Source organism: Methylophilus aquaticus (assembly GCF_030769565.1).
GTDB lineage: Bacteria > Pseudomonadota > Gammaproteobacteria > Burkholderiales > Methylophilaceae > Methylophilus > Methylophilus aquaticus.
In genome coordinates, this window is the sequence record NZ_JAVCAP010000009.1 from 17,157 (window position 1) to 42,966 (window position 25,810).

At 49.1% G+C, this 25,810-nt stretch carries 19 protein-coding genes; 14 read left to right on the forward strand and 5 right to left on the reverse strand.

Features of this window, described 5'->3' with window-relative positions; genetic code table 11:
* Nucleotides 1-206: 206 nt before the first annotated feature.
* The 7 genes from dnaE to Q9291_RS04470 all read left to right on the forward strand — a co-directional run bounded on the left by dnaE (nucleotide 207) and on the right by Q9291_RS04470 (nucleotide 12,101).
* Nucleotides 207-3,686, forward strand: coding sequence for a DNA polymerase III subunit alpha (gene dnaE / locus Q9291_RS04440; protein WP_306388823.1), 3,480 nt, complete (start codon nucleotides 207-209; stop codon nucleotides 3,684-3,686).
* A gap of 23 nt (nucleotides 3,687-3,709) precedes the next feature.
* Nucleotides 3,710-4,705 carry an acetyl-CoA carboxylase carboxyltransferase subunit alpha gene (locus Q9291_RS04445; protein WP_306388824.1) on the forward strand — a complete coding sequence of 332 codons (996 nt, stop codon included), beginning with the start codon at nucleotides 3,710-3,712 and terminating at the stop codon, nucleotides 4,703-4,705.
* Nucleotides 4,695-6,167, forward strand: a complete 1,473-nt coding sequence (tilS, locus tag Q9291_RS04450) for a tRNA lysidine(34) synthetase TilS (protein ID WP_306388825.1) — start codon at nucleotides 4,695-4,697, stop codon at nucleotides 6,165-6,167. The genes Q9291_RS04445 and tilS overlap by 11 nt, the downstream gene beginning before the upstream one ends.
* Before the next feature lie 233 nt (nucleotides 6,168-6,400).
* Nucleotides 6,401-8,803: a TonB-dependent receptor gene (locus tag Q9291_RS04455; protein WP_306388826.1), complete on the forward strand. Its 2,403-nt coding sequence runs from the start codon at nucleotides 6,401-6,403 to the stop codon at nucleotides 8,801-8,803.
* Between the two features lie 16 nt (nucleotides 8,804-8,819).
* On the forward strand, nucleotides 8,820-10,235 hold the full coding sequence (locus Q9291_RS04460) for a sigma-54-dependent transcriptional regulator (protein WP_306388827.1): 1,416 nt from the start codon (nucleotides 8,820-8,822) through the stop codon (nucleotides 10,233-10,235).
* A gap of 234 nt (nucleotides 10,236-10,469) precedes the next feature.
* Nucleotides 10,470-11,666 (forward strand): formate-dependent phosphoribosylglycinamide formyltransferase, encoded by a 1,197-nt coding sequence (gene purT, locus Q9291_RS04465; RefSeq protein ID WP_306388828.1) that lies wholly within the window; start codon nucleotides 10,470-10,472, stop codon nucleotides 11,664-11,666.
* Between the two features lie 15 nt (nucleotides 11,667-11,681).
* Nucleotides 11,682-12,101: a group II truncated hemoglobin gene (locus Q9291_RS04470; protein ID WP_370530735.1), complete on the forward strand. Its 420-nt coding sequence runs from the start codon at nucleotides 11,682-11,684 to the stop codon at nucleotides 12,099-12,101.
* Between the two features lie 37 nt (nucleotides 12,102-12,138).
* Here the strand turns inward: Q9291_RS04470 and Q9291_RS04475 are convergent, their stop codons facing one another.
* The gene (locus Q9291_RS04475; protein ID WP_306388830.1) at nucleotides 12,139-13,626 is read right to left on the reverse strand and encodes a DEAD/DEAH box helicase; all 1,488 of its coding nucleotides are present in this window, start codon (nucleotides 13,624-13,626) and stop codon (nucleotides 12,139-12,141) included.
* A gap of 23 nt (nucleotides 13,627-13,649) precedes the next feature.
* Nucleotides 13,650-15,287, reverse strand: a complete 1,638-nt coding sequence (locus Q9291_RS04480) for a DEAD/DEAH box helicase (protein WP_306388831.1) — start codon at nucleotides 15,285-15,287, stop codon at nucleotides 13,650-13,652.
* A gap of 398 nt (nucleotides 15,288-15,685) precedes the next feature.
* Between Q9291_RS04480 and typA the strand changes: the two genes are divergently transcribed.
* Nucleotides 15,686-17,491, forward strand: coding sequence for a translational GTPase TypA (gene typA / locus Q9291_RS04485; protein WP_306388832.1), 1,806 nt, complete (start codon nucleotides 15,686-15,688; stop codon nucleotides 17,489-17,491).
* 44 nt (nucleotides 17,492-17,535) lie between these two features.
* Here typA and Q9291_RS04490 read toward each other — a convergent pair whose 3' ends face one another.
* Complete coding sequence (locus Q9291_RS04490; RefSeq protein WP_306388833.1) at nucleotides 17,536-17,910, reverse strand: YidH family protein; 375 nt, start codon at nucleotides 17,908-17,910, stop codon at nucleotides 17,536-17,538.
* Between the two features lie 99 nt (nucleotides 17,911-18,009).
* Between Q9291_RS04490 and Q9291_RS04495 the strand changes: the two genes are divergently transcribed.
* The 3 genes from Q9291_RS04495 (at nucleotide 18,010) to Q9291_RS04505 (ending at nucleotide 20,892) form a co-directional block, all read left to right on the forward strand.
* A complete protein-coding gene (locus tag Q9291_RS04495; RefSeq protein WP_306388889.1) occupies nucleotides 18,010-18,822 on the forward strand; it encodes a polyphosphate kinase 2 family protein in 813 nt (270 codons plus the stop codon).
* A 110-nt stretch (nucleotides 18,823-18,932) separates the two neighbouring features.
* Nucleotides 18,933-20,243, forward strand: a complete 1,311-nt coding sequence (locus tag Q9291_RS04500; protein WP_370530737.1) for an ATP-binding protein — start codon at nucleotides 18,933-18,935, stop codon at nucleotides 20,241-20,243.
* 10 nt (nucleotides 20,244-20,253) lie between these two features.
* Nucleotides 20,254-20,892 carry a response regulator gene (locus tag Q9291_RS04505; protein ID WP_306388835.1) on the forward strand — a complete coding sequence of 213 codons (639 nt, stop codon included), beginning with the start codon at nucleotides 20,254-20,256 and terminating at the stop codon, nucleotides 20,890-20,892.
* A 144-nt stretch (nucleotides 20,893-21,036) separates the two neighbouring features.
* On the opposite strand, the gene Q9291_RS04510 is transcribed toward Q9291_RS04505, so the two are convergent.
* Nucleotides 21,037-21,924: a DMT family transporter gene (locus Q9291_RS04510; protein ID WP_306388836.1), complete on the reverse strand. Its 888-nt coding sequence runs from the start codon at nucleotides 21,922-21,924 to the stop codon at nucleotides 21,037-21,039.
* Complete coding sequence (locus tag Q9291_RS04515) at nucleotides 21,917-23,083, reverse strand: aromatic ring-hydroxylating oxygenase subunit alpha (protein WP_306388837.1); 1,167 nt, start codon at nucleotides 23,081-23,083, stop codon at nucleotides 21,917-21,919. The genes Q9291_RS04510 and Q9291_RS04515 overlap by 8 nt, the downstream gene beginning before the upstream one ends.
* A gap of 280 nt (nucleotides 23,084-23,363) precedes the next feature.
* Between Q9291_RS04515 and tal the strand changes: the two genes are divergently transcribed.
* The 3 genes from tal to hxlB all read left to right on the forward strand — a co-directional run bounded on the left by tal (nucleotide 23,364) and on the right by hxlB (nucleotide 25,770).
* Nucleotides 23,364-24,317 carry a transaldolase gene (gene tal, locus Q9291_RS04520; RefSeq protein WP_306388838.1) on the forward strand — a complete coding sequence of 318 codons (954 nt, stop codon included), beginning with the start codon at nucleotides 23,364-23,366 and terminating at the stop codon, nucleotides 24,315-24,317.
* 176 nt (nucleotides 24,318-24,493) lie between these two features.
* Entirely contained in the window at nucleotides 24,494-25,126 is a 633-nt protein-coding gene (gene hxlA / locus Q9291_RS04525; RefSeq protein ID WP_306388839.1) for a 3-hexulose-6-phosphate synthase, read from the forward strand.
* A gap of 107 nt (nucleotides 25,127-25,233) precedes the next feature.
* Entirely contained in the window at nucleotides 25,234-25,770 is a 537-nt protein-coding gene (gene hxlB, locus Q9291_RS04530) for a 6-phospho-3-hexuloisomerase (protein WP_306388840.1), read from the forward strand.
* Nucleotides 25,771-25,810 lie beyond the last annotated feature (40 nt).

A 25,810-nucleotide genomic window follows, 5' to 3' on the forward strand; every position in this document is an offset into this window, starting at 1 on the left:
ACATCATAGAACAAAAAAATTATCTTTTTACATGATTGATGATTTTTTATTGTTTTTTTCATTAACAACCTCACTGGGGCAAATGTGTGCAAGTTCTTGTGAATGCTTGTTTTGGCTGCAGTTTTACCTAAAATTTGCTGATGTCAACCTGATTATTTGCTTGGGACATGCGTGCAAATATTTTGGTGAAGGGTAAAATACATGTCATGCAAGACGTTCAAACTCCATCGCCTCAACCGGCTTTTATTCACCTGCGTTGCCACAGTGAATATTCCATCGTCGATGGCACAGTGCGTATTGACGACTATGTGAAAGCCGCCAGTAAAGACGCCATGCCAGCCATCGGGCTGACCGATCTTGCCAACCTGTTTGGAGCAATCAAATTTTACAAGGCCGCACGAGGCAAAGGTCTTAAGCCGATCTTGGGTTGCGATGTCTGGCTGGAAAACCAGGATCAGCGCGACCAGCCTTTGCGCGTGACGCTGTTAGTACAAGATTTGCAGGGCTATCGCAATCTTTGTGAATTGTTGAGCCGCGCTTATCTGGAAAACCAATATCGCGAGCGGGCGGAAATCAAGTCTGAATGGCTGCGCGAAAAAAATGCCGGCCTGATCATGCTCTCAGGGTTTGCGGCAGGCGATGTCGGCCTATGCCTACAGGCAGGGAACCAGGTACAGGCACTTGCAGTCGCTAAACAATGGTCGTCCATTTTTTCCGGGCGTTACTATCTTGAAGTACAGCGCGTACATGAGGCGCTTAGCGCTGAAGCTGGTGCGCAGGAGCAACTGATTCAGCAAACGGTGCTGATTGCTCAACAGCTTGATTTGCCTGTGGTCGCTACGCATCCCATCCAGTTCCAGACATCTGATGATTATATGGCCCATGAGGCGCGGACCTGCATTGCTGAAGGTTATGTATTGGCCGATAAGCGTCGCCCTCGTCGCTTTATTGCCTCTCAGTATGTGAAAACCCAGTCAGAAATGCAGGCCTTGTTTGCCGATATGCCGGTGGCCTTGCAGAATTCGGTAGAAATTGCCAAACGATGTAACCTGGTGCTGACTTTGGGCAAGAACTATTTGCCCGATTTTCCAACGCCGAATGGCGAAAGTCTGGATGCATACCTGGTGACGCAGTCGCAAGCTGGGTTGGAGCGTCGCTTGTCCTCGCTTTATCCGGACGTAGCTGCACGGGAGGCGAAGCGTGATGAATATGAAGCGCGGCTGAAATTCGAGTGCGGCATTATTATCCAGATGGGCTTTCCCGGCTATTTTTTGATCGTGGCTGACTTTATTAACTGGGCAAAGAATAATGGTGTGCCGGTCGGGCCTGGCCGGGGCTCCGGTGCAGGTTCTCTGGTGGCTTACAGCCTCGGCATTACCGATCTTGATCCGCTCAAGTACAACCTGCTGTTTGAGCGTTTCCTCAACCCTGAGCGGGTATCCATGCCCGACTTCGATATTGACTTTTGTCAGGAAGGACGTGATCGCGTCATCGACTATGTCAAGCGCACGTATGGCTTGGCATCGGTGTCACAAATCGCCACCTTCGGGACCATGGCCGCCAAGGCGGTGATCCGTGATGTGGGGCGTGTACTGGATTTACCGTTTAATTTTGTGGATGGTATCGCCAAGTTGATTCCGCTAGAGTTGGGCATTACTCTGGAATCTGCGCTTGAAAAAGAGCCGCAACTGCAAGAGCGGCGAGAAAAGGAAGAGGAGGTCGCCGAATTACTTTCTTTGGCTCTGCGACTGGAAGGACTGGTCCGAAATATCGGCATGCATGCCGGTGGTGTGTTGATTGCGCCCGGAAAAATTTCTGATTTTTCGCCTATTTATTGCCAGCCAAATGGCGATAGCCTGGTGAGTCAGTACGATAAAGACGATGTGGAAGCCGTGGGCCTGGTCAAGTTTGACTTTCTCGGCTTGCGTACCTTGACCATTCTCAATATGGCATTGGAGAATGCCAATGCCCAGCGAGCACAGGAACAACTGCCCCCCCTCAGTTTCGAGACGATTCCGCTGGATGACAAAAAGAGCTATCACCTGCTGAAAACAGCGAATACCACCGCGGTGTTTCAGCTGGAATCGCGCGGGATGAAGGACATGCTCAAGCAGGCCAAGCCAGATTTATTTGAGGATATTATCGCCCTGGTGGCATTGTACCGTCCAGGACCAATGGATTTGATCCCTGACTTTTGCCGACGCAAACATGGTTTGCAGCGTGTGGAGTACCCGCATCCTTCCACCGAAGTGATTCTGAAAGAAACCTACGGGATTGCTGTTTACCAGGAACAGGTGATGCAGATTGCGCAGGTGGTGGCTGGCTACAGTCTGGGGGGGGCCGACTTGTTGCGCCGCGCCATGGGTAAGAAAAAACCGGAAGAAATGGTGCAGCAGCGCGAAATATTTAACGAGGGTGCGCTCAAAAATGGCTTGACCTTGCAGCAGTCAAACGATTTGTTTGACTTGCTGGAAAAGTTTGCCGGTTATGGCTTTAACAAATCGCACGCCGCGGCCTATGCGTTGGTTGCTTATCACACGGCCTATTTGAAAGCACATTATCCAGCTGCATTTCTGGCAGCGACCATGTCAGCCGACATGAATAACACTGATAACGTACATACGTTTTTTGATGATTGCGGTGCCAACCACATCGATGTGCTGCCACCGGATGTTAATCATAGTGTGTATCAATTCAAGCCGTTGAGTCCGCAACAGGTGCTCTACGGTCTGGGGGCGATCAAAGGGACCGGTTTGGCCGCGATTGAACTGATTATGGCTTCGAGGCAGTCAGAGGGGCCTTTTAAGGACTTGTTTGATTTCTGCCAGCGTCTTGATTTACGTAAAGTGAATCGGCGGGTGATTGAATCTCTGATTCGTGCGGGCGCATTTGATCCACTGGATAATAATCGTGCAGCCTTGCTGGCAGGGCTCGATAATGCCATCAATGTGGCGGAGCAGGCGGCTGCTCACGCTGGCCAGGATTGTTTGTTTGGTGGCATGGACAATACCCAGCATGCTTTACCAGCGATTTCGCCATGGAGTCCTGAACAGGCCTTGCAGGAAGAAAAAACGGCGCTTGGTTTTTATTTGAGCGGACATCCTTATCTTGGCTATAAATCCCAGCTTTCCCAGTTTATCAAAGGCAACTTAAATGAACTGGCTGTGCAAGACCAGCCCAAGCTGCTTGCTGGCGTGGTGATGGCCGTCAGGGTGCGCATGACCCAGCGCGGCAAAATGGCGATTGTGACACTGGATGATGCCGTAGGACGGGTCGACGTGGTCGTGGGTGCCGAGTTGCTGAGTCAGCATGCGCAGTGGATTAAAGAAGATCAGCTGTTAATTGTAGAAGGGCGTATCAGCCCGGATGAGTTTTCGGGAGGTATGCGGGTCAGTGCGCGCAAACTCTATGACCTGGCGGCGGTACGCAGTCGCTTCGCGCAGATGTTGACCTTAAGCTGCAACGGGCAATCAGACCTGCATCGATTGATGAATGTGCTGGTTCCTTATCGTTATGCCGGAGAAGAACTCAAGCGCTGTCCGGTAAAAGTAGACTATCATAACCAGTCGGCACAAGTCAGTCTGGTACTGGGTGATGACTGGCAAGTGGTATTGCATGACGACCTGATCAATAATTTACAAGGCTGGTTGTCTAAAGAAAATGTCAAAATCCTATATAATGCCTGAACTTTTTAATTAAAGAATTGACAATGAGTGCGAAGCGTTTAACTCCTAGTAAACTGACTTATCTGGATTTCGAGCAGCCGATTGCCGAATTGGAAAGGCGTATAGAAGCCTTGCAAGTCTCACATGACGAGCATGCCGCGCTGGATATTTCAAAAGAATTAGAGCAACTGCAAAAGAAAAACACCAAGCTTTTACAAGACACCTACCAAAACCTGAGCGCCTGGCAAATCTCACAGGTAGCACGTCACCCGCAGCGCCCTTACACGCTGGATTACATCGAATGCCTGTTTACTGATTTTCAGGAATTACACGGTGATCGTGCTTACTCTGATGATCCGGCGATTGTTGGCGGCATTGCAAGATTTAAAGGGATCCCTGTGATGGTCATTGGTCATCAAAAGGGCCGTGATATCAAAGAGCGTCAATACCGCAATTTTGGCATGCCGCGTCCTGAAGGCTATCGCAAGGCATTACGCCTGTTCCGACTGGCTGAAAAATTCCATCTGCCGATTATTACACTCATAGACACACCGGGCGCTTACCCTGGCATCGGTGCCGAAGAGCGTGGTCAGTCTGAGGCAATTGCCCGCAACTTGTATGTGATGGCCGAATTAAAAACGCCCATTATCGGTATTGTGATTGGGGAGGGTGGATCCGGGGGCGCGCTTGCGCTTGGTGTGGTTGATCAATTGAATATGTTGCAGTATTCGACTTACTCTGTCATTTCCCCTGAAGGGTGTGCTTCTATTTTATGGAAGAGCGCCAGCAAAGCGCCTGAGGCAGCAGAAACGCTGGGCATTACGGCTGAACGACTGAAAGGGCTTGGCTTGATTGATCATATTGTGAGTGAGCCGTTGGGTGGCGCACACCGTTGCCCTGAAGAGGTCATGGAGCGCGTCAGCAATGCGATTGCGCAACAACTGAAAACGTTACAGGCCAAAAAGTTACCGCAATTGTTGGAAACCCGTTATCAGCGGCTCATGGGATACGGTAAATTCAAATCTACCAGTGAAAAATAATTCAGCACTGCTGGCGCAACTTGAAGCGTCTTTATTGCGCTTATTCTCCGCGCCAGCATCTCCAGCGTCATCACATTTGATGCTCGCCCTGAGTGGCGGCATCGACTCCATGGTGCTCTTGCATGCCTTGCAGCAGCTCATGCAACGCCTGCCTTTTACATTGTCTGTCATGCATGTCCATCACGGGCTGAGCCACAATGCAGACCGCTGGCTGCAGGTCTGTCAGCAGACCTGTATTGAAAGCGAGACTCCCTTCTATGTTGAAAAAATTCATGTCGATCAGCACAGTGGTCAAGGCATTGAAGCTGCGGCACGGGCAGGTCGCTATCGTGTGCTGGAACAAACAAGAAACCGTATAAATGCCAGCGCAATCGTCACCGCCCACCATGCCCAAGATCAGGCGGAAACCTTGTTGCTACAACTGGTGCGCGGGGCGGGTCCCAAAGGTTTAAGTGCCATGCCTGATCGCGACGATAAAAGAAAACTCTGGCGTCCCATGCTGGGCATCTCCAAAGCTGATATTCATGCTTACGCCGAACTGCACGCCTTGCAGTGGGTGGAGGATGAAAGTAACACCGACCTCAGTTATGACCGTAATTACATGCGTCAGCAAGTCATGCCGGTCATGCGGGCGCGTTATCCGCAACTGGATCAATCGCTTGGCCGTAGCGCATTGCATCTGGCCGAGGCGCAACAGTTATTACATGACCTCGCGCAACAGGATTTACATGCTTGTGACCTGCGGCCTGAGTGGCAGGGGCAGTCGGTTGATATCCTGAAGTTGCAGGCCTTGGGCGATGTGCGTGCCAGAAACTTGCTGAGAGGGTGGTTTGATGCTCAGGCGCTGCGTATGCCAAACAGTGAGCAATTGCAGGATTATTGGCAGCAGTTATCCGCAGTCAAGCCCCATCGCTATTTGCACTTGCCTTTGCAAGGGGCTATAGCTTCTCATGCCGCTTATTTGCATCATTATCAGGGGCGTTTGTACTGCGTCAGTAAGCCTCCAGCCTTACCTAACTCTCCTTTGATCTGGCTTGGAGGGCAGTCCCAGATATGGGGCAACTGGCAGGTAGATTTCAAAGTGGTCAAAGGCCGGGGGATTGCATTGGCAAAACTCGGCATCAGCCCAGCCGCCATAACATTGCACCGACGTTACGCAGAGCCTTTGCACATGCCAGAGCATTTGCAATTGCTTTTGCATGCCCGTTCAGGGGGGGAAGTGTTACAGCCAGATGCCAAACGCCCCAGACGCGAATTAAAAGTGATATTCCAAATGCTGGGAACTCCCCCCTGGCAACGCGCGTTCTACCCTCTCATTAGTGTCCAATCAGCTTCAGGTGAGCTCCGTGAAGTTGTTGCATTAAGTCCTGATATTGTCGATGCCGCCTGGGCTACGGGACGCAATGCCTATGGTCTTGTGCTCTCTTTACATCCTGTGATTACTTCTGCAGTAAGCCTGTAAAATTGGTTGTAATAAACCAACAACAACCATAGAATTGGTTGTATTAAACCAGTTTTATGGTTGTTGTTGGGTGTTGTGAGTCCAAACCCTCCTTTCCTCCTTGATTTAAAAAGGTTTTTTTTCTGGTAAAAATCGGGAACGATAATTGCAGTAGAAAAATGCTTTATCAAAATTAAGTGCTTTATCAAAAAAGTACTGCATATACATTACTCTCGGGAAAAGGGTCATCCGTTATGAATCAAAAATCTATCAAGCCTTTGTTGCTTGCTATTCTGTCTGCGTATGCAGCGCAGGTGACAGCAGTCAATGCAGAAGTTATCAAGTTGGAAAACGTAGAAGTTGTCGGGACAACGCCATTACCAGGCGTGGGTTTGCCACTTGAAAAAGTACCTGCGAATGTACAGTCAGCCAAGGGTAAAGAGATTGTGAATCAGCATAGCAATACTATTGCTGATTTTATGAATAACAATATGGTGGGGGTGAGTGTGAATGAGTCACAGAATAACCCGTTTCAACCAGATGTGTTGTTCCGTGGCTTTACTGCTTCACCATTGCTAGGAACGCCACAAGGTCTGTCTGTGTTTGTTGATGGCGTGCGGGTCAATGAGCCTTTCGGTGATGTGGTTAACTGGGACTTGATCCCAGTGAATGCAATTGCAAATATGAATTTGATTCCAGGCTCTAACCCTGTTTATGGCTTAAATACACTGGGTGGTGCTTTGTCTGTGACGACAAAAAACGGCCGTACGCACAAAGGTGGCGCTATTGAATCTAGCTTTGGCTCATGGGGACGCAAGAACACTTCTGCTGAGTTTGGCGGTGTGTCAGAAGACAATTCCGTTGACTACTTTATTTCTGGCAACTATTTCGATGAAGATGGCTGGCGTGATTATTCACCAAGCACGGTGAAGCAATTATTTGGTAAAGTCGGCTGGCAAAATGAAACGACACGTCTTGAGCTGAGCTATACCGGCGCTGATAATAATATGATTGGCAATGGGCTGGTTCAAAAAGAGTTAATTGAGGACTTTGGCCGCAGTGCGATCAATACGCGCCCAGATAAAACCAAAAACAGCATGAACTTTTTGAATTTGAACGGTAGTCACTGGTTTAATGATGATGTGCAATTAACCGGTAATGTGTATTTCCGCCAATCTAACCGCAAAACCTTAAACGGTGATGTGAATGATGATTTTAATGGAACTGATGCCCTGGATCTGAATGCTGATGGTGAGGTTGACAGCACTGAATTGGCGACAGCTCTTGCTGATTGCCAGGCAGGCAATAATTCTGAGGAAACATGTTCGGGCGCATTGAACCGTAGTAATACACGCCAAAGAGGACATGGCTTTAATACACAGTTCACATTCAATCAGCCGCTGTTTGAAAAGAAGAACCAGTTTATTGTCGGCATGGGTTACGACTTCTCCAAGATTAAATTCTCGCAGTCTACTGAATATGGCTTGATTAACGCCTCACGTGGTGTAGATGCATTGGGTGAGCTGAGCGATGAAGCTGCGGTTAAATTGAATGGCAGAACTACCAGCTGGGGGACGTTCGTGACGGATACCTTGTCATTGACTGATCAATGGCATTTAACGATGTCTGGCCGTTATAACCACATCAAGGTTGAAAATCGTGACCGCCTGATTCCAGATGTGACCGATCCAGAAACATTGTCAGGCAACCATAGCTTTAATCGTTTCAACCCGGCCTTGGGTCTGAACTTTACACCTACACAAGCATTGACCATGTATGGTAGCTATAACGAAGGTATGCGTGCGCCAACCTCTATGGAGTTGGGCTGTGCGAATCCGGCAGTGCCATGCAAATTGCCAAACGCGATGGCCGGTGATCCACCACTTAAAAAGGTTGTTGCTAAAACTTTTGAGGTGGGTGCGCGTGGCCAGTTAACCGACAACGTTCGTTGGTCCACGGCAGTGTATCGCACAGAAAACCATGACGATATTCAGTTTATTGCGACTAACGCCACAAACGGCATGGGCTATTTTGATAACGTTGGTAAAACACGACGTGTGGGCCTTGATGCTGGTTTGAACGGCATCACTGGTGATTTGTCATGGAATGTGGGTTACAGCTTTGTGCGAGCCACTTACCAGACGCCTTTTGAGATCACCAACGAAGTAAACTCTTCTTCTGACGGGACTGCGATTCAGGTTGGTAAAGGTGATCGGCTGCCTAACTTGCCTGAGCACGCGTTGAAATTGCGTTTGCAATACCAAGTGACTTCTCAATGGACTGTAGGCAGCAACATCAATACCTACTCAGATGTGTATGTACGTGGTAACGAAAATAATAGCCATCGTGCCAACGATGGCGATGACGAGCATGTACAGGATTCTGGCAAAGTTGGTGGATTCACCATTGTGAACGTAGATACGCGTTATCGTTTTGGCAGTAGTGGTTGGCAGTTCTTCGCCAAAGCCATCAATATCTTTGACAAGGAATATGCTACTGGTGGTTTATTAGGTGAAAACTGGATTGAGGGTGGTCAGTTCTCTGGTAATGAAGAGCCTTCCAAATTGCTGATGGTAGGCGCACCTCGTGCAGGCTGGTTGGGTTTCCGTTACGAGTTCGGCGCAAAACAATCCTTAGCTAACTACGATAAAGACTAATAATTAAGGAGCCTGCGTGCTGGCACAAATTTCAACAACCAATGATAAATCGATACATTTGCCGCTCAAGAAAAAAATCTTGCTGGTAGAGGACGAGGTGCTGTTTGCAAAAGCGGTAGTCAAACGTTTGCAAAAAGCTGGTTTTGAGTGCGAGCACGCAGAAACGCTTCATGATGCACGTTTGTTAATCAAGCAGTTTGAACCGGATATGGCGCTTCTGGATATGCGTCTGCCGGATGGTAACGGATTGGATTTACTTTCTGATTTTGTTGCCAAAAATGTGAATACGATTGTGATGACTGCCTTTGGGGACGTGACGGATGCTGTCAATGCCATCAAGATGGGCGCCATTGATTATTTGAAAAAGCCGATCGATCTTGAAGAGCTACTGCTCATCATCCAGAAAAACGAAAAAACCACTGATTTGCAAACCAGTTTGGATTACTCCAGGCAACGTGACACAGTCGTGAACGAATCGGTGCAACTCATCGGTGAAAGCGCTGCCATGCAAAGCGTGCGCCAGCAGATTGCACGTATTGCGCAGTTAAGTGCACTGAGTGACGCTGTGCAGCCGACGGTGTTGATTGCCGGCGAAACTGGTACTGGTAAAGATGTGGTTGCAAGATATTTGCATGCCCATTGTGAAAACCGTGACAAGCCATTTGTACATGTGGATTGCGCATCTTTGCCTTCCGAATTGATTGAAAGCGAGCTGTTTGGGCATGAGAAGGGTGCATTTACCAATGCAGTGGCTACCCGTCCAGGACTGATTGAGTCCGCTGAAGATGGGACATTGTTTCTGGATGAAATTGGTGAGTTGCCTTTAGGCTTGCAAGCCAAGCTGCTTAATGTGCTGGAGCGTCGCATGGTGCGTCGTTTGGGATCCACCAAAGAACGCCCGGTACAGGCGCGTATTATTGCCGCTACCAATCGAGACTTGTATGAGATGTCAAACGAAGGGCGCTTTCGGTCGGATTTATATTACCGCCTTAATGTGATTACTATGCAAATGCCACCATTGCGAGACCGTGGGCAGGATATTTTGTTGTTGGCTTATTATTTCAAACAACTCACGGAAAAGCGTTATGCGCTACCCCATCACGAATTTAGCTCAAACGCTATGATGGCGATTCAAAGTTATGACTGGCCTGGGAATGTGCGTGAAATGCGTCATCAAATCAGTCGTGCTGTCTTGATGTGTACGCAGCCACAAATTACGGATATTGATTTAGGCTTGCCACAATCGCTGACTATGAGCACTACGCAGGCCTTGGCTGCTGAATTGCCATTGACACTCGAGGATGCCGAGAAGGTGATGCTGCTGAATGCGCTGGAACAGGCTCGCAATAATGTTTCCAAAGCAGCGAGAATTCTCGGTATTACGCGTATGACCATGCGGTATCGCATGGATAAACACGGTATTGCACTTTAAAAAGCATCAAAAGAGTGTGTGCAGGCAAGTTGCTGGTTGTGCGCTACTCACAACCAGCAATACTCCGTCGCATGCATGATTCCAGCATTCCGTGCGCTTTGCACCTCATCCTACTCATTCACTTAATTTTGTATTTTTCTTAGATTTTCCCAAACAATTAATCTATATCAAGAAGGGCTCTGCAAGGCCATTATGCCGCATGGTATGATTGCGTTTTGATTACGGAGTGCAGGAATGATCGGAACCCCATTAAGCGCCAATGCTACCAAAGTCATGTTGTTGGGCAGTGGTGAACTCGGTAAAGAAGTGATTATCGCGTTACAGCGTTTGGGTGTAGAGGTCATTGCTGTTGACCGCTATAAGAATGCGCCTGGTCATCAGGTGGCGCATCATGCTTATACTATTGATATGACCGACGCGGATGCCTTGAAAGCATTGGTGAGTGAAGTGAAGCCACATTACATTGTCCCGGAAATTGAAGCACTGAATACACAAGCCCTGGCTGAAATCGAGGCGACCGGTGTGACGGTAGTACCGACGGTGCGTGCCGTACAGTTAACCATGAACCGTGAAGGCATTCGCCGTTTGGCAGCCGAAGAATTGGGTCTGGCGACTTCGCCTTATGCCTTTGCGCGCAGCGAAGCCGATTTGCAGGCAGCGATTGATGGTGGCATTGGCTATCCATGCTTTATCAAACCGACCATGTCTTCCTCTGGCAAAGGCCAGTCCCGTATTACACAGGCCTCGGAAGTCAAAGCCGCCTGGGAGTATGCCGCAAGTGCCGGACGCGTGAATCAGGGTGTGGTGATTGTTGAGGGTCAAATTGATTTTGATTATGAAATTACCCTGTTAACCGTGCGCGCTAAAAACGCCAAAGGCGAGATAGAAACTTATTTCTGTCCGCCGATTGGGCATGTGCAAAAGCAGGGGGATTATGTCGAAAGCTGGCAACCGCAAGCCATGCATCCCAAAGCCTTGCAGGCAGCACAGGACATCGCCCGTCAAGTGACTGAAGCGCTGGGTGGCCAAGGGTTGTTTGGTGTCGAGTTGTTTGTCAAAGGTGAGCAGGTCTGGTTCTCTGAAGTGAGTCCGCGCCCGCATGACACCGGCATGGTGACCATGTGTACCCAGCGTTTAAACGAGTTTGAGCTGCATGCTCGGGCGATTCTTGGTCTGCCAGTCGATGTTGCGCAGCGCGAGCATGGCGCCAGCGCAGTGATTTATGGCGGGGCTGATACCAGTAATCTGGCTTACTATGGACTGGAAGCTGCAATGGCAGTACCTGACAGCGAGGTTCGTTTGTTCGGCAAGCCGGAGTCCTTTGTGCGTCGGCGTATGGGTGTTGCGCTGGCAACGGCAGAGAATGTGGAGCTGGCGCGTGAGCGTGCCAAGCAGTCTGCTGCATTCGTTACCCCCAAACCAGCCAATTAACAAGAGACTGTGCGCATGGATATTCATGAGCCTGGCGCTGCCAAGCAATCTCTGTTCGAGTGGTTGGGTGGTTCAGCAGCCGCGACTGAAAAAATTCGCTCGCTGGTGGAAACCTTCTACGACATTATGGATAGCGATCCTAAAGTCGCTGGTCTTCGGGCACTGCATCAACCAGATTTAACCGAAGCCAGAGAAAAGCTGTTTATGTTTTTAACTGGCTGGACCGGCGGGCCACAGTTGTATGTCGAGCAGTATGGCCATCCGCGTTTGCGTGCCCGGCATTTGCCCTTCTCGATCGGAGAGTCTGAGCGTGATCAATGGATGTATTGCATGATTAAAGCCATGCATCAACTGGAGTTTGAAGAATCGCTCATGCGCCATATTGCCAATCAGCTCTACGGGGTGGCTGACTTTATGCGAAACCGCGAAGGATAATTGCAGAATAAAAAATGCCCCATTGCTGGGGCATTTTTTACGACTGTGGCAATGCCTCAGAAGTGCTTGTATTGGACTCGACTGGCTCCGGCTTGCGACCTTTGCCTGCTTGTTTTTTTGGAGACGCGGTGACTGCAGCAGCGCTACCTTTGAAGCCAAAGCCGCCCAGCAATGCTGCAACTACCTTGCGCTTGTTATTCTGCGCTTTCATCGGCAATTGTTTGCTGGCGTGATCCGTGCTGGGTTGATAAGGTTGTTGAAACCAGGCATCTTCAGATTTTCCTGTTTTGCGCGTAGTCATATTTGAACGCGGATTCACACTTGTACGTGGCGCCGTACTTGCGCGTGTACTGCTACTGCGTGGCACGCCACTTTCTGCTAATACGGCTTTTTCTTTAGGCACCTGTTTTTTAATGAGCTTTTCAATCTCGTCAAAATACTTGGTTTCATCTTCATCAATCAACGAAATAGCAATGCCTTTTGCCCCGGCTCGGCCAGTGCGACCGATACGGTGCACATAGTCTTCCGGTGAGGTTGAAATCTCGTAGTTAATGACCAGTGGCAGGTCGGTGATGTCCAAGCCGCGTGCCGCAACATCGGTCGCCACCAACGCACTGATGGCCCCGGCTTTAAAGGCATCCAGTGCTTCAATCCGCTCTTTCTGCGTCTTGTCGCCATGAATGGCACTGCAAGGAATCTGGTCACGCTCGAGTGCACGCGCCAACTTGCTGGCAGACAATTTTGTCTTGGTGAAAATAATCACCTGCTGCGTGGCCTGCTGCTTTAATAACTGCACCAGAAAGCGCTGTTTCTGGTCTGTGTTGACCAGGTAGGCTTTTTGTTCCACATTTTCATTGGTGGCGTTGCTGCGCGCCACTTCAATTAAGGTCGGATTGTTCAAAAATGCATCGGCAAGCTTTTTAATCTCGTCCGAAAACGTGGCAGAAAACATCAGGTTTTGCCGCTGCTTGGGCAACAAGGCCAGAATACGCTTGAGGTCAGGCATAAAGCCCATATCCAGCATACGGTCAGCTTCATCCAGCACCAGAAACTGCACCTGGCTGAGCGACAGTGTTTTTTGTTCTACGTGGTCCAGCAAACGTCCCGGTGTTGCCACCAGAATCTCAACACCATTTTTAAGCGCCGGTGTTTGTGTTTTGATGTCCACACCCCCATACACCACCAAACTGCGTAATGGGGTATGTTTGGCATAGGTTTTAATATTATCATAGACCTGAATGGCCAATTCGCGCGTAGGTGCCAGTACCAGTGCGCGTATCGGGTGTTTGGCCGGTGAAGTGCTGCTGCTGGCCAAGGGTAACAAAGTATGCAAAATAGGCAGGGAAAACGCTGCCGTTTTCCCTGTTCCGGTTTGCGCACCCGCCATTAAGTCGTTACCTTGTAATGCCAGAGGGATGGCTTGCGCCTGTATTGGCGTCGGTGTGGTATAGCCCGACTCAATGATGGCCTTTAATAAAGGCTCTGCCAGCCCTAAGGTATTAAAATCCGTAATGGGTTCACTCATAGTGGTTAATTAATCGTAGTTAGCTAAACAAATGAACGTGGGCGTTTAGGCGCTTGGTCACCGTACGATGATTTACCAGCGTTTGGTTTAGCACCGGCTGTTTTGCCTGTACGTGGGCCATTGGGTTGACCAAAGCGGTCCCCTGTTTTAGCGGGTGCCTGACCTTGGGTCCGTGGACGGCGTTGACCAAACTCTTCAGTCAGTGCACGCGCAAACTGAAAGTCCGTATCTTTGGTATAGCTCTTGCTGTTGCCATTTACTTCTCTATCAGATCTTGAATCGGCAGTTCTCGACTCAAAACCACGCGCTTGGCCTTCATGTCGAGGTGCGCGCGAATCGGGCGTACGCGGACCTGCAGGACGAGCGCCTGGAGTGCGGCTTGCAGCGCCATCACGCATGACACGGTCACCGAATGAACTGTTTGCATCGCGACGCGGGCCACCTGGCGCACCACGACCTTGTTGTGGTCTGCCACCCGGACGTTTGCCACGTCTGGCATCACCACCTACATCATCATTGCGCATAGCACGTTTTGGCTCAAAACCTGCAATTACTTCAGCCTGAAATTTCTGACCAGTGTACTGTTCAATTTTGCGCAGCAAATGGCGGTCACTGTTAGATGCAAACGAAATGGCGACACCTGTGTTGTTGGCGCGGCCTGTACGACCGATACGGTGTACATAATCCTCGGCGAATTTTGGCAAGTCGTAGTTGATGACATGGCTGATGCCTTGCACGTCAATCCCGCGGGCGGCAACATCGGTTGCAACCAGCACTTTTACATCGCCATGGCGCAGTTTCGTCAAGGTGCGGTTACGCGCGCCCTGGGTCATATCACCATGCAATGCGGCCGTGCTGTGACCAGCGGCATACAAGTCCTCTGCCAGCAAATCAGCATGACGCTTGGTGCTGGTGAAGATGATGGTTTGATTCACATCTGGCGCAATTAGCAAATGTTCCAGTAATTTGTTTTTGTGGTTCATGTCATCCACAAAATGCAAACGTTGTTCAATGTTGGCGTGTTTTTCTTTTTGACCAGCCACCTGAATGGTGAGCGGGTTTTTCAGGAAACGTTTGCCGATGTCCATAATGCCGTCAAGTGTGGCAGAGAACAGTAAAGTTTGACGCTCGGCAGGCAGGGCATCACAGATGCGCTCCACGTCAGGCATAAAGCCCATGTCTAGCATACGGTCTGCTTCGTCCAGTACCAGCATTTGCAGGCGGCTCAAATCAATACGGCCACGTTCAAGGTGATCAATAAAACGACCAGGCGTTGCAACCAGAATATCTAAAGGTTGTGATAATAATTTGTTTTGTAACGGGTAAGGCATGCCGCCGACGATACTGATGCAACGGGCGCGCAGGAATTTACCGTATTTACGTGCAGCTTCGTTGACCTGGGCTGCCAGTTCACGGGTAGGGGTGAGTACCAGAATGCGTGGGCCACGGCTACGCACAGGGTGCGGAGTGGCTAACAGGTTCAGTGCTGGTAAGGTAAATGCGGCAGTTTTGCCGGTACCCGTTTGTGCAGAGGCCATAATGTCACGGCCTAACAATGCATCAGGGATGGATTGTGCCTGGATTGCGGTTGGGTTTTCGTAACCTGCATCGGTCAAGGCACGCAAAATGGCTGGATCTAGATTTAAATCTGCAAAAGACAAAGGATGTCCCTTTCATAAACAATTAAAAAGGGCGCTAGCAAAGCAAAAAGCAAAACTCAGTTAATGACATGCACACACTTGAAGTGTGTTGCAACATTAAAAAAGCCTAAGCAAATATGGGAAATAAATCGCTTTTACCGGCGCTATAGGCATAGCCACTAACCGATAAAAGAAGAAGTTGTCATAGAAACAACATCTAAAGATGATAGCCTCAAAATTTCGCGAGTTATCGATGGGTCAGGGCGATGAATTTAAAACGTATGGCTTGTTAAAAGCATCAGTTACGTTTCAAGTTGCACGCAGTATAGTCATTTTATTTTAAAAGTCAATTATTTAGTGTCAATTATTCGACCCAAAGTATGCTAAAATCGCGCCCTTTCTAACTTATGGCAGTTCTCATGGCACGCAATCTCAGAAATATCGCAATTATCGCGCACGTTGACCACGGTAAAACAACCATGGTCGATAAGCTACTCCAACAATCAGGCACCTTTGCTTCACATCAGGCCGTGACTGAGCGTGTGATGGATAGTAACGATCTTGAAAAAGAGCGCGGCATCACTATTCTGGCAAAAAATACGGCCTTAACGTATGAAGGCACGCACATTAATATCGTGGATACCCCCGGGCATGCCGACTTCGGTGGTGAAGTAGAGCGCGTATTGGGGATGGTAGATGGTGTGTTGTTACTGGTGGATGCCGTAGACGGCCCAATGCCGCAAACGCGTTTTGTGACAAAAAAAGCGCTGGCACTTGGCTTAAAGCCGATTGTGGTGATTAACAAGGTTGACCGTCCAAGTGCGCGTCCTGATTGGGTGATTAACCACACATTTGATTTGTTTGCTAACTTGGGTGCCACCGATGAGCAACTGGATTTTCCTGTGGTGTATGCCTCTGCTTTGAACGGCTTTGCAACGCTGGACATGGACACGCCTTCAGATAATATGCGTGCCTTGTTTGAAACTATTCTGAGTCATGTTGAGCCTCCTAAAGGGGACAGCGATGCGCCATTGCAATTACAGGTTTCAGCGCTGGATTACTCTACTTATACAGGCCGTTTAGGCGTTGGTCGTGTCACCAATGGTCGTATCAAGCCGGGTCAGGTGGTTGCCGTGATGCGTGAAGATGAGCAAGTCGCGCAAGGCCGTATTAATCAGGTGCTGGGCTTTAGAGGTCTGGATCGCGTGCCAGTTGAAGAAGCTGAAGCAGGTGACATTGTGATTATTTCCGGTATTGAAGAGATTGGTATCGGTTTCACCATTTGTGACCGTGACAAGCCGGTTGGTTTGCCGCATTTGGGCGTGGATGAACCCACCCTGACCATGGACTTTATGGTCAACACGTCACCATTGGCGGGCACAGAAGGTAAATTTATCACTTCTCGTCAAATCCGTGATCGCCTAACCAAAGAATTGTTGGTGAACGTGGCATTACGTGTTGAAGATACCGAAGATACTGATGTATTCCGCGTATCTGGCCGTGGGGAATTACACCTGACCATTTTGCTGGAAAACATGCGCCGTGAAGGCTTTGAAATTGCCGTGGGTAAGCCACGAGTGGTGTATAAAGAAGTGAATGGCGAAAAATGTGAGCCATACGAAATCCTGACTGTGGATCTGGAAGACGAACACCAGGGTGCAGTCATGGAAGAGCTGGGTCGTCGTCGTGGCGAAATGAGCAATATGGAGTCTGACGGTAATGGTCGTACTCGCCTGGAATACCGTATTCCGGCACGTGGTCTGATCGGCTTTCAAGGCGAGTTTTTAACGTTGACACGTGGTACTGGCTTAATGGCACATATTTTTGATGAATATGCGCCGGTAAAAGCCGATATGCCTGGACGTCGCAATGGCGTGCTGATTTCTGCCGAGCAAGGCGAAGCCGTTGCTTATGCCCTTTGGAAGCTGCAAGACCGAGGCAAAATGTTCGCAAGCCCAGGTGATAAATTGTACGAAGGCATGATTATCGGTATTCACAGCCGTGACAATGATCTGGTGGTGAACCCGATTAAAGGCAAGCAGTTGACCAACGTGCGTGCCTCCGGGACGGATGAAGCTGTACGTTTGATTCCGCCTGTCTCACTCAGTTTGGAAAGTGCAGTTGAATTTATTGATGATGATGAGCTGGTGGAAATTACGCCGAAAACATTGCGCTTACGCAAGCGTTACTTGCTTGAGCATGAGCGCAAGCGTGCATCGAAATAGCGTCAATAAAAAAGCCAGCATTTGCTGGCTTTTTTATTGACGGGCTACAGCGTTTCGGCCTGTATCAGGATGAAAGCCAGTGCCAGTCCCAGTAGGCTCAGTATCCATGCCAGAATAATCGCATAGTGCGCAGAATAGCCGGGTGGTAGCGCATCACTTCCCAACGTACGGATGTATCGTTGCTGCTGAATACTGGCAAGCAGGATGGCGAAAGCCCCGGCGATAATGAATGCAATGCCTAAGCCGGCGGAGTAAATCGGCCGGTCATGGACAAACGATGCCCCCTCACTGGCTAACAGATGTACAAACAAACCAAATCTGGCAATCACAAAGCCTATCCCTATCAGCGCAATTCCACTGCGCATCCAGGCCAGCAGGGTGCGTTCTGCGGCGAAAAAAATTCTCGGGTCGTTTGGCATGGGGCTCCTTAATTTATTCTGAAGAATCGGAATTGGACGCGCATTTTAGGATACAACTGGGATACACTTTATTCAATTCTAATCGTGATGATGAATGTTATGGACAGTCTTGAGCGTTACCGCGTTAACCCGAAGAAGTTTTCACTTAAACAATTTAAGGCCGATGACAAGTCTGCGCGTACTGGCGACAAGCTGGAGGATGCCAAACTGCTTGCCAGTCTCGCGCAGGCGATAAATGCCCGCCAGGATATTCTGCACGCGCAAGCCAGGCACAAGGTATTGCTGATTTTGCAGGGCATGGATACCAGTGGCAAGGATGGCACAATCAAACAGGTATTCAGTGCGTGTGATCCCTTAGGTATCCGTCTGGCATGTTTTAAGGCCCCGAGTGATGAAGAGCTGGCCCATGATTATTTATGGCGTGTACATCAGCAGGCACCCAAAAAAGGCGAACTGGTGATTTTTAACCGTAGCCACTATGAAGATGTGCTGATTGTGAAAGTGCATGGCTGGATCGATGATCCAGAATGCGCGCGCCGCTATCGCCAAATCAACGATTTTGAACGTATGCTGGCTGAAAATGGCACCATCATTATCAAATGCTTTTTACATATTTCTCCGGCCGAGCAAAAAGAGCGGTTGCAAGAGCGCCTCAGTGACCCCACCAAAGTATGGAAATTCAATCCCAAGGATCTCGAGGAGCGGAAGTTGTGGCCTGCCTATGCGACGGCCTATGAAAATGCGTTGCAAGCAACCTCAACAGAAGTGGCACCCTGGTATGTGATACCTGCCGACTCCAAGACTAACCGCAATTTGCTGGTTTCACAGATTTTGTTGAAAACACTGGAGGCCATGCCGCTAGAGTATCCTGTCCGGCCCAAGGAATGGGAAGGGCTCAAGATTGAAGACTAATTTTAATGATTTTACGCTATTGCAACTTTGTACAGTTGCAGTTTAATGACGACACTAATATTTATTGATTACCCATGAGTTTAAGATTTAGACTAAATCTGCTGGTGACCATGCTTTCGCTGGCTTTTCTGCTGGCAGCCGGGGTGGTACTAGTGCGTGATACCAAAGACAGCATTCGCGAGCGCGTGGAGGCCGCGACCAGAGTTACAGTGCAGTTGCTTGATACTGTGATAGTCAGCTCGGCCATGAACCCGAGTCTGGGGCCGACCCATTATGTGCTGCAAGATTTTCTCAAGTCTCTGGGCTATGTGCGTAGCAGCCGTATTGAACTGTATGACTACTTCAATGCCCCTTTATACATGTCGCCTCAGTCAACCTTCAAGTCTGAAGTGGATCCTCCGGCATGGTTTGTCAAGCTGGTTGCTCCCAAGGTTGAAGTCGTTACAAGGCGTATCCGCTATGGTTCTCTGATTATCACCTCCAGTGCTGAAGGTTCCATACGCGAGGCGTGGTCAGGCTTTCATCAGCTAATCTTGATCGGGGTTGGTTTTTTTGTTTTACTGAATTTGCTGGTCTATGTTTTACTTAGCCACGCCTTGCGTCCGGTGCAGCATATTTTGAGGGCCATCAACCAGATTGAGCAGGGTGATTTGACCACACGTCTGCCATCGTTTTCACTGCCTGAATTTGACCGTATCGGGTCCAGCCTGAATCAAATGGCCGTGTCGCTGGATGCTGAGCGCCAGCTGGAAGAAAACCGGCAACTGACGCAGTTGATACAGGCGCATATTGAAGATGAGCGGCGCAGCCTGGCCCGTGAGCTGCATGATGAACTCGGACAGTATGTCACTGCAATCAAAACCTTTGCCGTGGCCATAGTAAACAAAAGTCGAGACAAAGCCCCTGATATTGAATCCAGCGCACAAACAATTGTTGCGGCGGCCAACCATATTTATGATGGTATGCATAACATCATTCGTCAGTTGCGCCCAGCAGCGATGGACAATATGGGCTTAGTGGAAACCCTGCGCGATATGGTGGCAGGTTATCAGTCACAACATCCTGATATTGCGATACAGTTGCAAGTCTCAGGACAATTTAGGCCACTGGGCGAGAACCTGAATATTAACGTGTATCGTATTGTGCAGGAGGGTGTAAACAATGCGATCAAGCATGCGCAAGCAAAAAGCATTACTGTTGCCTTGCAAGCGCAAACCGAGGGGTTGTTGTTGCAGATCACGGATGATGGTGTGGGTATGCAAATGTGTTCTGTCGACCAGAGCCAGCATTTTGGTTTATTGGGGATGCGTGAGCGTGTCCAAGCCTTGCATGGTCAGTTTAAAGTAATGTCACTGGAAGAGCGTGTAAATGGCACAACGTTGGAAGTTCGCCTGCCATTGATACCATCATCAATAGAATAAAAGGGAAGATATGAGCGCAATTACCGTCATGCTGGTGGATGACCACGCTGTGGTCCGCATGGGTTTCAAAATGCTGCTGGAGTCCGATCAGGACATCAAAGTTATCGCCGAGGCCGAAAGTGGCGAGGCCGCCATTCGTGCCTATGTTGAACACCACCCGCAAGTCGTCGTGATGGATATCACGATGCCTGGTATTGGCGGGATGGAAGCGATTGAGCGTATTTTGGCCAAAGACAACCATGCGCGTATTCTGGTGCTTTCTGCACATGAAGACTCCGTCCACCCCAAACGCGTGCTCAACGCAGGTGCCATGGGTTATGTGACCAAGCGCAGCGCGGCAGAAGAGCTGATTAAAGCCATTCGTAGTGTCGCTAATGGTAAAAAATACATCGAGGCTGGTGTGGCGCAGCAAATGGCAATTCAGCAACTTTCGGGCGAGCAAAACCCGGTTGATGTATTGAGTGAGCGTGAGTTTGAGGTGTTTATGTCATTGGCACGTGGTAAATCCACCAATGAAATCGCCGAAACCTTGTTTCTGAGTCCGCGCACGGTAGGCACCCATCTTTATAATATCAAACAGAAACTCAATGCACAGAACTCAGCAGAAATCGCGCTGATTGCCATGCGCTGTGGCTTGCTGGAGCCTTGAGAACAGTTTTTACCTCAGAGGAAAAGTTAACTAAGCCTTTTTATCATTATGATTTAACAGGCCCAGAGCAAGATGCTTGTTTGTTGTGGATAGGCTGCATGCTTGGTTTGAACACGGTGTGCGCCATGGCCAAGCACTTGATTTTCAAGTGTGCGTCTGTCGGGTACTCAATACGCCAAAGCCAATGATCAGCAACATGCCTGCGACTTCGTGCATGCTGAGTGTTTCTCCCCAGCCGATCACCCCTATCAAGGTCGCAAAGACGATTGTGCTGTAAGCCAGGCTGGCAACCGTCAGTGTATGGCCAGTGCGGTAGGCGCGGGTCATCGCAAGTTGGCTGCAGGTTGCCGATAACCCTAATCCTGATAATAAGGGAATATCCTGCCAGCGGAGCGGGGTGATGCGGTCGAACAACATCCAGAGTCCGCTTGTCACCGTGCACAGCAGCGTGAAATAAAATACCGTGCGCCAGTCTGGCTCGCCCTGCATGCCGAGTTGTTTCACATGCACATAGGCCAATGCGGCACCCAGACCCGAGAGCAGGCCCAAGCTGCCTGCCAGCAGCTGGTCGCGGTAGAAAACGGGTTGTAATAGCAGGCAGACCCCGATAAAGCCACCGACCACACAAATATTGAATATCTGTCGCTGCCTGCCATGTGCGCGATGCTCGCCTCTGAGCAGCCACGGTGAAAGCAATGCCAGAAACATTGGGGAAGTGTAGTTGAGGGTAATGGCAGTCGCCAGCGGCAGGTGCGCGATGGCGTAAAAAAATAACAGTAGTGCGCCAAATCCTACACCCGCTCTGCGCATTTGCATGTCTAGCAGCGGCGTTTGCAGTGGTTTGCCTTGCCACCAGATCAGGGCCGCGATACTGATAAAACCAAAGGCTGATCGGTAAAACACCAGTTCGCCAGTGGTAAAGCGTTGCGCGCCGGCTTTTACACAAGCGCCCATGATGGCAAACCCCACACCGGCCAGCAGCATCCAATAGCTGCCGAGCTGCCAGTGCGTTGGATTGAAGCGTCTAGGCAAAGGGGTAGTTTACCTGGCGTGGCATCTCGCCAGAGAGGTGCGATTGCATTTGCGCGCGATACCAGCGATGGAAATGTTCCAGCCCGGTTTCCATCGGGTGTTGATAAGGACCACGCTCGTCCTTGCCCTGTGCATATAATCCTTTACGGCCATCATGCATACGCTGGCAAACCTCTTTGTCTTCGACCGCAGTTTCAAAATAGGCAGCTTGCTGCGCCTTGATATATGCACGCTCAAACAGGGCAATGTCTTCCGGGTAGTAAAACTCAACCACGTTTTTGCAGGTTTCCACTCCTGTCGGAATAATGTGTGAAACTACCAGCACGTTGGGATACCACTCAATCATCAGGAAAGGGTAAAGCACAAACCAGATGGCGCCATATTTGGGGGCAGTGCCTTGCTGGTAATGACCGACGGCCTCTTGCCAGGCTTTGTAAACAGGTGAGAAGCTGTATTCCGCCAACGGTTTATAGCCCACAGTCTGGACACTGTAATGCTCACCGAACTCCCAGTTCAGTTCCCCACAATCAACAAACTGGTTTAAGCCGGGGTGGAAAGGGCCGACATGGTAGTCTTCCAGATACACTTCAATAAAAGTTTTCCAGTTGAAGTCATAGTGGTCAATCATCGCCGAGTCAAAATGATAGCCGGTAAAATCAAAGTCCTGTTTGCATCCTAACTGCTTCAGCAAGCCTGCAATCTCCAGTCCTTTTTGTTTTGCGGGTGACGATTTAAACAGCAAACCCTGCCATTCTGTGAGCGCCTTGTTTTCCAGATGCAGGCAAGGGTTTTTCTCAAAGTGCGGCGCCCCGAGCAGTTGACCGTTCAAGTCGTAAGTCCAGCGGTGCAAGGGACAGACAATATGGTGTGTATTGCCTTGGCCGTTGAGCATGACCGCCTGACGATGACGACAAATATTGCTGATCAGTTTCGGCTGCCCTTGCTGGTTAACCAGCGCGAGCGCGTCATGCATCCAGTCCAGTGTATAAAAGTCGCCTGCTTGCGGGATCATGCAACGGTGACCCATGTACTGGGGCAGATGCCGGAACAGATGGGCTTGTTCCAGTGCATAAATTTCCGGGTTCAGATACCAGTCAACTGGTAGCTGTGCAACTTCAGTTGTCTGCGGTTCTTTATTTAAAGCGGTGACAGAGCCCATATCCCTATCTAACTCAATGACTTGGAAAAAAGCGTAATTTTGCCCGAAACAGGGGTGTTTGAAAAGCTAAACTCTACCAAATTTTCGTAAATTCATTATGCAATCATTTGATTTTAATCAATAAAATACATCGATTGGTCATAGGTCTTGTTGTGTTGCCGTCGACTTAATTGTCTCGTCATGGCCTAACTATCCCCGGAAAATTAAGTTATAATGTTGCAGGTTTTTTATGTATAACAGTGCGTGAACAACAATTGCAAAATATTTTAGGAGCAATCGAATGGCAAATTTATTAGATCAGTTGAAAGCAATGACGACCATCGTGGCTGACACTGGTGACGTTGAAGCAATCAAAAGTGTTAAACCTGTGGATGCAACCACAAACCCGTCTCTGGTATTGAAGGCTAGCCAAATCCCAGAATACGCACCGTTGATTGAAACTGCCATTGCTTATGCAAAAGCACAAGGTGGTTCTAAAGAGCAACAAATTGAAAATGCAGCCGACAAGCTGGCTGTGTTGATTGGCGCTGAAATCACTAAAGTGGTTCCAGGCCGTATTTCTACAGAAGTAGATGCGCGTCTGTCTTTCAATATCGACGCTATGGTAGCTAAAGGCCGTAAACTGATCAGCCTGTATCAAGAGTCTGGCATCAGCAAAGACCGCGTGCTGATCAAGCTGGCTTCTACCTGGGAAGGTATCAAAGCTGGCGAAATTCTGGAAAAAGAAGGCGTTCAGTGTAATCTGACTTTGTTGTTTGGTTTCGGTCAGGCACGTGCTTGTGCTGAAGCTGGCGTATTCCTGATTTCTCCATTCGTTGGCCGTATCCTTGACTGGTACAAAGCGAAAAACCCAGGCACTGAGTACACACAAGAAACAGATCCAGGTGTGGTTTCTGTGCGCGCAATCTACCAATACTACAAAGAGCACGGTTACAAAACGGTTGTGATGGGTGCTTCTTTCCGAAACACAGGTGAGCTGATTGCCTTGGCTGGTTGCGATCGTTTGACCGTTTCTCCCAACTTGCTGCAAGATCTGGCTGCCACAGAAGGCACTTTGGTTCAAGTGTTGAAAGATGGCGGAAAAACCAAAGAAGTGCCAGCTAAATTGACAGAAGAGCAATTCCGTTTTGAACTGAACCAAGATCCAATGGCCACTGAGAAATTGGCTGAAGGTATCCGTGGTTTCGTGGCTGACCAGAACAAGCTGGAAGCTGCTTTAGCCGCAAAACTGTAATATCGCAGTGCGATAATGCAAACGGGCAGTGACCTGCCCGTTTGGTTTTTAAGTCAGGCATAAATTGGCCTGCAACATTGACTTATTTTGGCTGTGAGCTTACTATGAGCGACCAGCTTGAATTGGTAGTACGCTAGCAATAGCATTTGAAACTTTATAAATTTTTGGAGAAAAACATGGCATTAACACAAATGGCATTAGACTCATTGGATTTCGACGCAACTATCGCTTTGGCAGAAAAAGTTGCTCCACACGTTGATATCTTGGAAATCGGTACACCTTGCATCAAGCACAACGGTATCAAACTGCTGGAAACGCTGCGCGCTAAATTCCCAAAAAACAAAATCCTGGTTGACCTGAAAACTATGGACGCTGGTGAGTACGAGTCTGAGCCATTCTACAAAGCAGGTGCTGACATCTGCGTAGTATTGGGCGTATCCGATATCGGTACTATCAAAGGCGTAATCAAAGCGGCTAACAAATACGGCAAAAAAGCGCAAGTTGACCTGATCAGCGTTGAAGATAAAGTGGCTAAGACTAAAGAAGTTGCTGCTGCTGGTGCTCACATCATCGGTATCCACACTGGTTTGGACCAACAAGCTGCTGGTCAAACACCATTTGCTGACCTGGCTGCTGTTGCAGGTTTGAACCTGGGTGTTGAAATCTCAGTTGCTGGTGGTGTTAAAGCCGCTACTGCTGCTCAAGTACGTGATGCTGGCGCGACTATCATCGTTGCTGGTGCTGCTATCTACGGTGCTGCTGACCCAGCTGCTGCTGCTGCAGAAATCACTGCTATCGCTCACGCTTAATTCATTTAAGCATCAATAAGCAATTATTGATTAGCGATCATAAAAACCCGACTCAGCAATGTGTCGGGTTTTTTATTCATTATTTTTTGTTTACACAGGATTGAAAAATGGATCATCAACAATTTATTCTGGACAACTTGAAGCGTATTCTGGACGTAACCGACAAATCAAAAGCAGCCGAATTATTGAAGCTGGTTGAAGAAGCGGGTTCTACCTTTATCGGTGGTGCTGGCAGATCATTGCTGGTTTCACGTTTTTTTGCCATGCGTCTGGTGCACTCCGGTTACAGCGTTTACATGATCGGCGAAGTGGTCACGCCAGCCATCAAAAAAGGTGACTTGCTGGTACTGGTTTCAGGTTCTGGCGGCACTGCAACCTTGTTGCCATTTGTGAAAAAAGCCAAAGAAGTTGGCGCTAAACTGGTCGTGATCTCCATGAAAAAATCTTCTGCGATGGCAGATGTGGCAGATCTGGTTGTTCAAATCGGTCAAGATGACAGCTTCCCGCTGGTTAAAGGCATGCCGATGGGTGGTCAGTTTGAGTTGTCCACACTGGTATTTCTGGAAGGCGCGATTTCTGAATTGATTCACGCGAAAGGCCTGACTGAAGAAGGGATGCGCGCACTGCACGCAAACCTGGAGTAAGCATTGATTGCGGCCCAGCTTTTTGTTTGCGTAATCGCTG

Bases quoted from the DNA above. Each gene is read 5' to 3' on its own strand.
- dnaE (WP_306388823.1), top strand. From the start codon at position 207: ATGCAAGACGTTCAAACTCCATCGCCTCAACCGGCTTTTATTCACCTG.
- Q9291_RS04445 (WP_306388824.1), top strand. From the start codon at position 3,710: ATGAGTGCGAAGCGTTTAACTCCTAGTAAACTGACTTATCTGGATTTC.
- Q9291_RS04455 (WP_306388826.1), top strand. From the start codon at position 6,401: ATGAATCAAAAATCTATCAAGCCTTTGTTGCTTGCTATTCTGTCTGCG.
- purT (WP_306388828.1), top strand. From the start codon at position 10,470: ATGATCGGAACCCCATTAAGCGCCAATGCTACCAAAGTCATGTTGTTG.
- Q9291_RS04470 (WP_370530735.1), top strand. From the start codon at position 11,682: ATGGATATTCATGAGCCTGGCGCTGCCAAGCAATCTCTGTTCGAGTGG.
- Q9291_RS04475 (WP_306388830.1), bottom strand. From the start codon at position 13,626: ATGAGTGAACCCATTACGGATTTTAATACCTTAGGGCTGGCAGAGCCT.
- typA (WP_306388832.1), top strand. From the start codon at position 15,686: ATGGCACGCAATCTCAGAAATATCGCAATTATCGCGCACGTTGACCAC.
- Q9291_RS04490 (WP_306388833.1), bottom strand. From the start codon at position 17,910: ATGCCAAACGACCCGAGAATTTTTTTCGCCGCAGAACGCACCCTGCTG.
- Q9291_RS04495 (WP_306388889.1), top strand. From the start codon at position 18,010: ATGGACAGTCTTGAGCGTTACCGCGTTAACCCGAAGAAGTTTTCACTT.
- Q9291_RS04500 (WP_370530737.1), top strand. From the start codon at position 18,933: ATGCTTTCGCTGGCTTTTCTGCTGGCAGCCGGGGTGGTACTAGTGCGT.
- Q9291_RS04505 (WP_306388835.1), top strand. From the start codon at position 20,254: ATGAGCGCAATTACCGTCATGCTGGTGGATGACCACGCTGTGGTCCGC.
- Q9291_RS04515 (WP_306388837.1), bottom strand. From the start codon at position 23,083: ATGGGCTCTGTCACCGCTTTAAATAAAGAACCGCAGACAACTGAAGTT.
- tal (WP_306388838.1), top strand. From the start codon at position 23,364: ATGGCAAATTTATTAGATCAGTTGAAAGCAATGACGACCATCGTGGCT.
- hxlA (WP_306388839.1), top strand. From the start codon at position 24,494: ATGGCATTAACACAAATGGCATTAGACTCATTGGATTTCGACGCAACT.
- hxlB (WP_306388840.1), top strand. From the start codon at position 25,234: ATGGATCATCAACAATTTATTCTGGACAACTTGAAGCGTATTCTGGAC.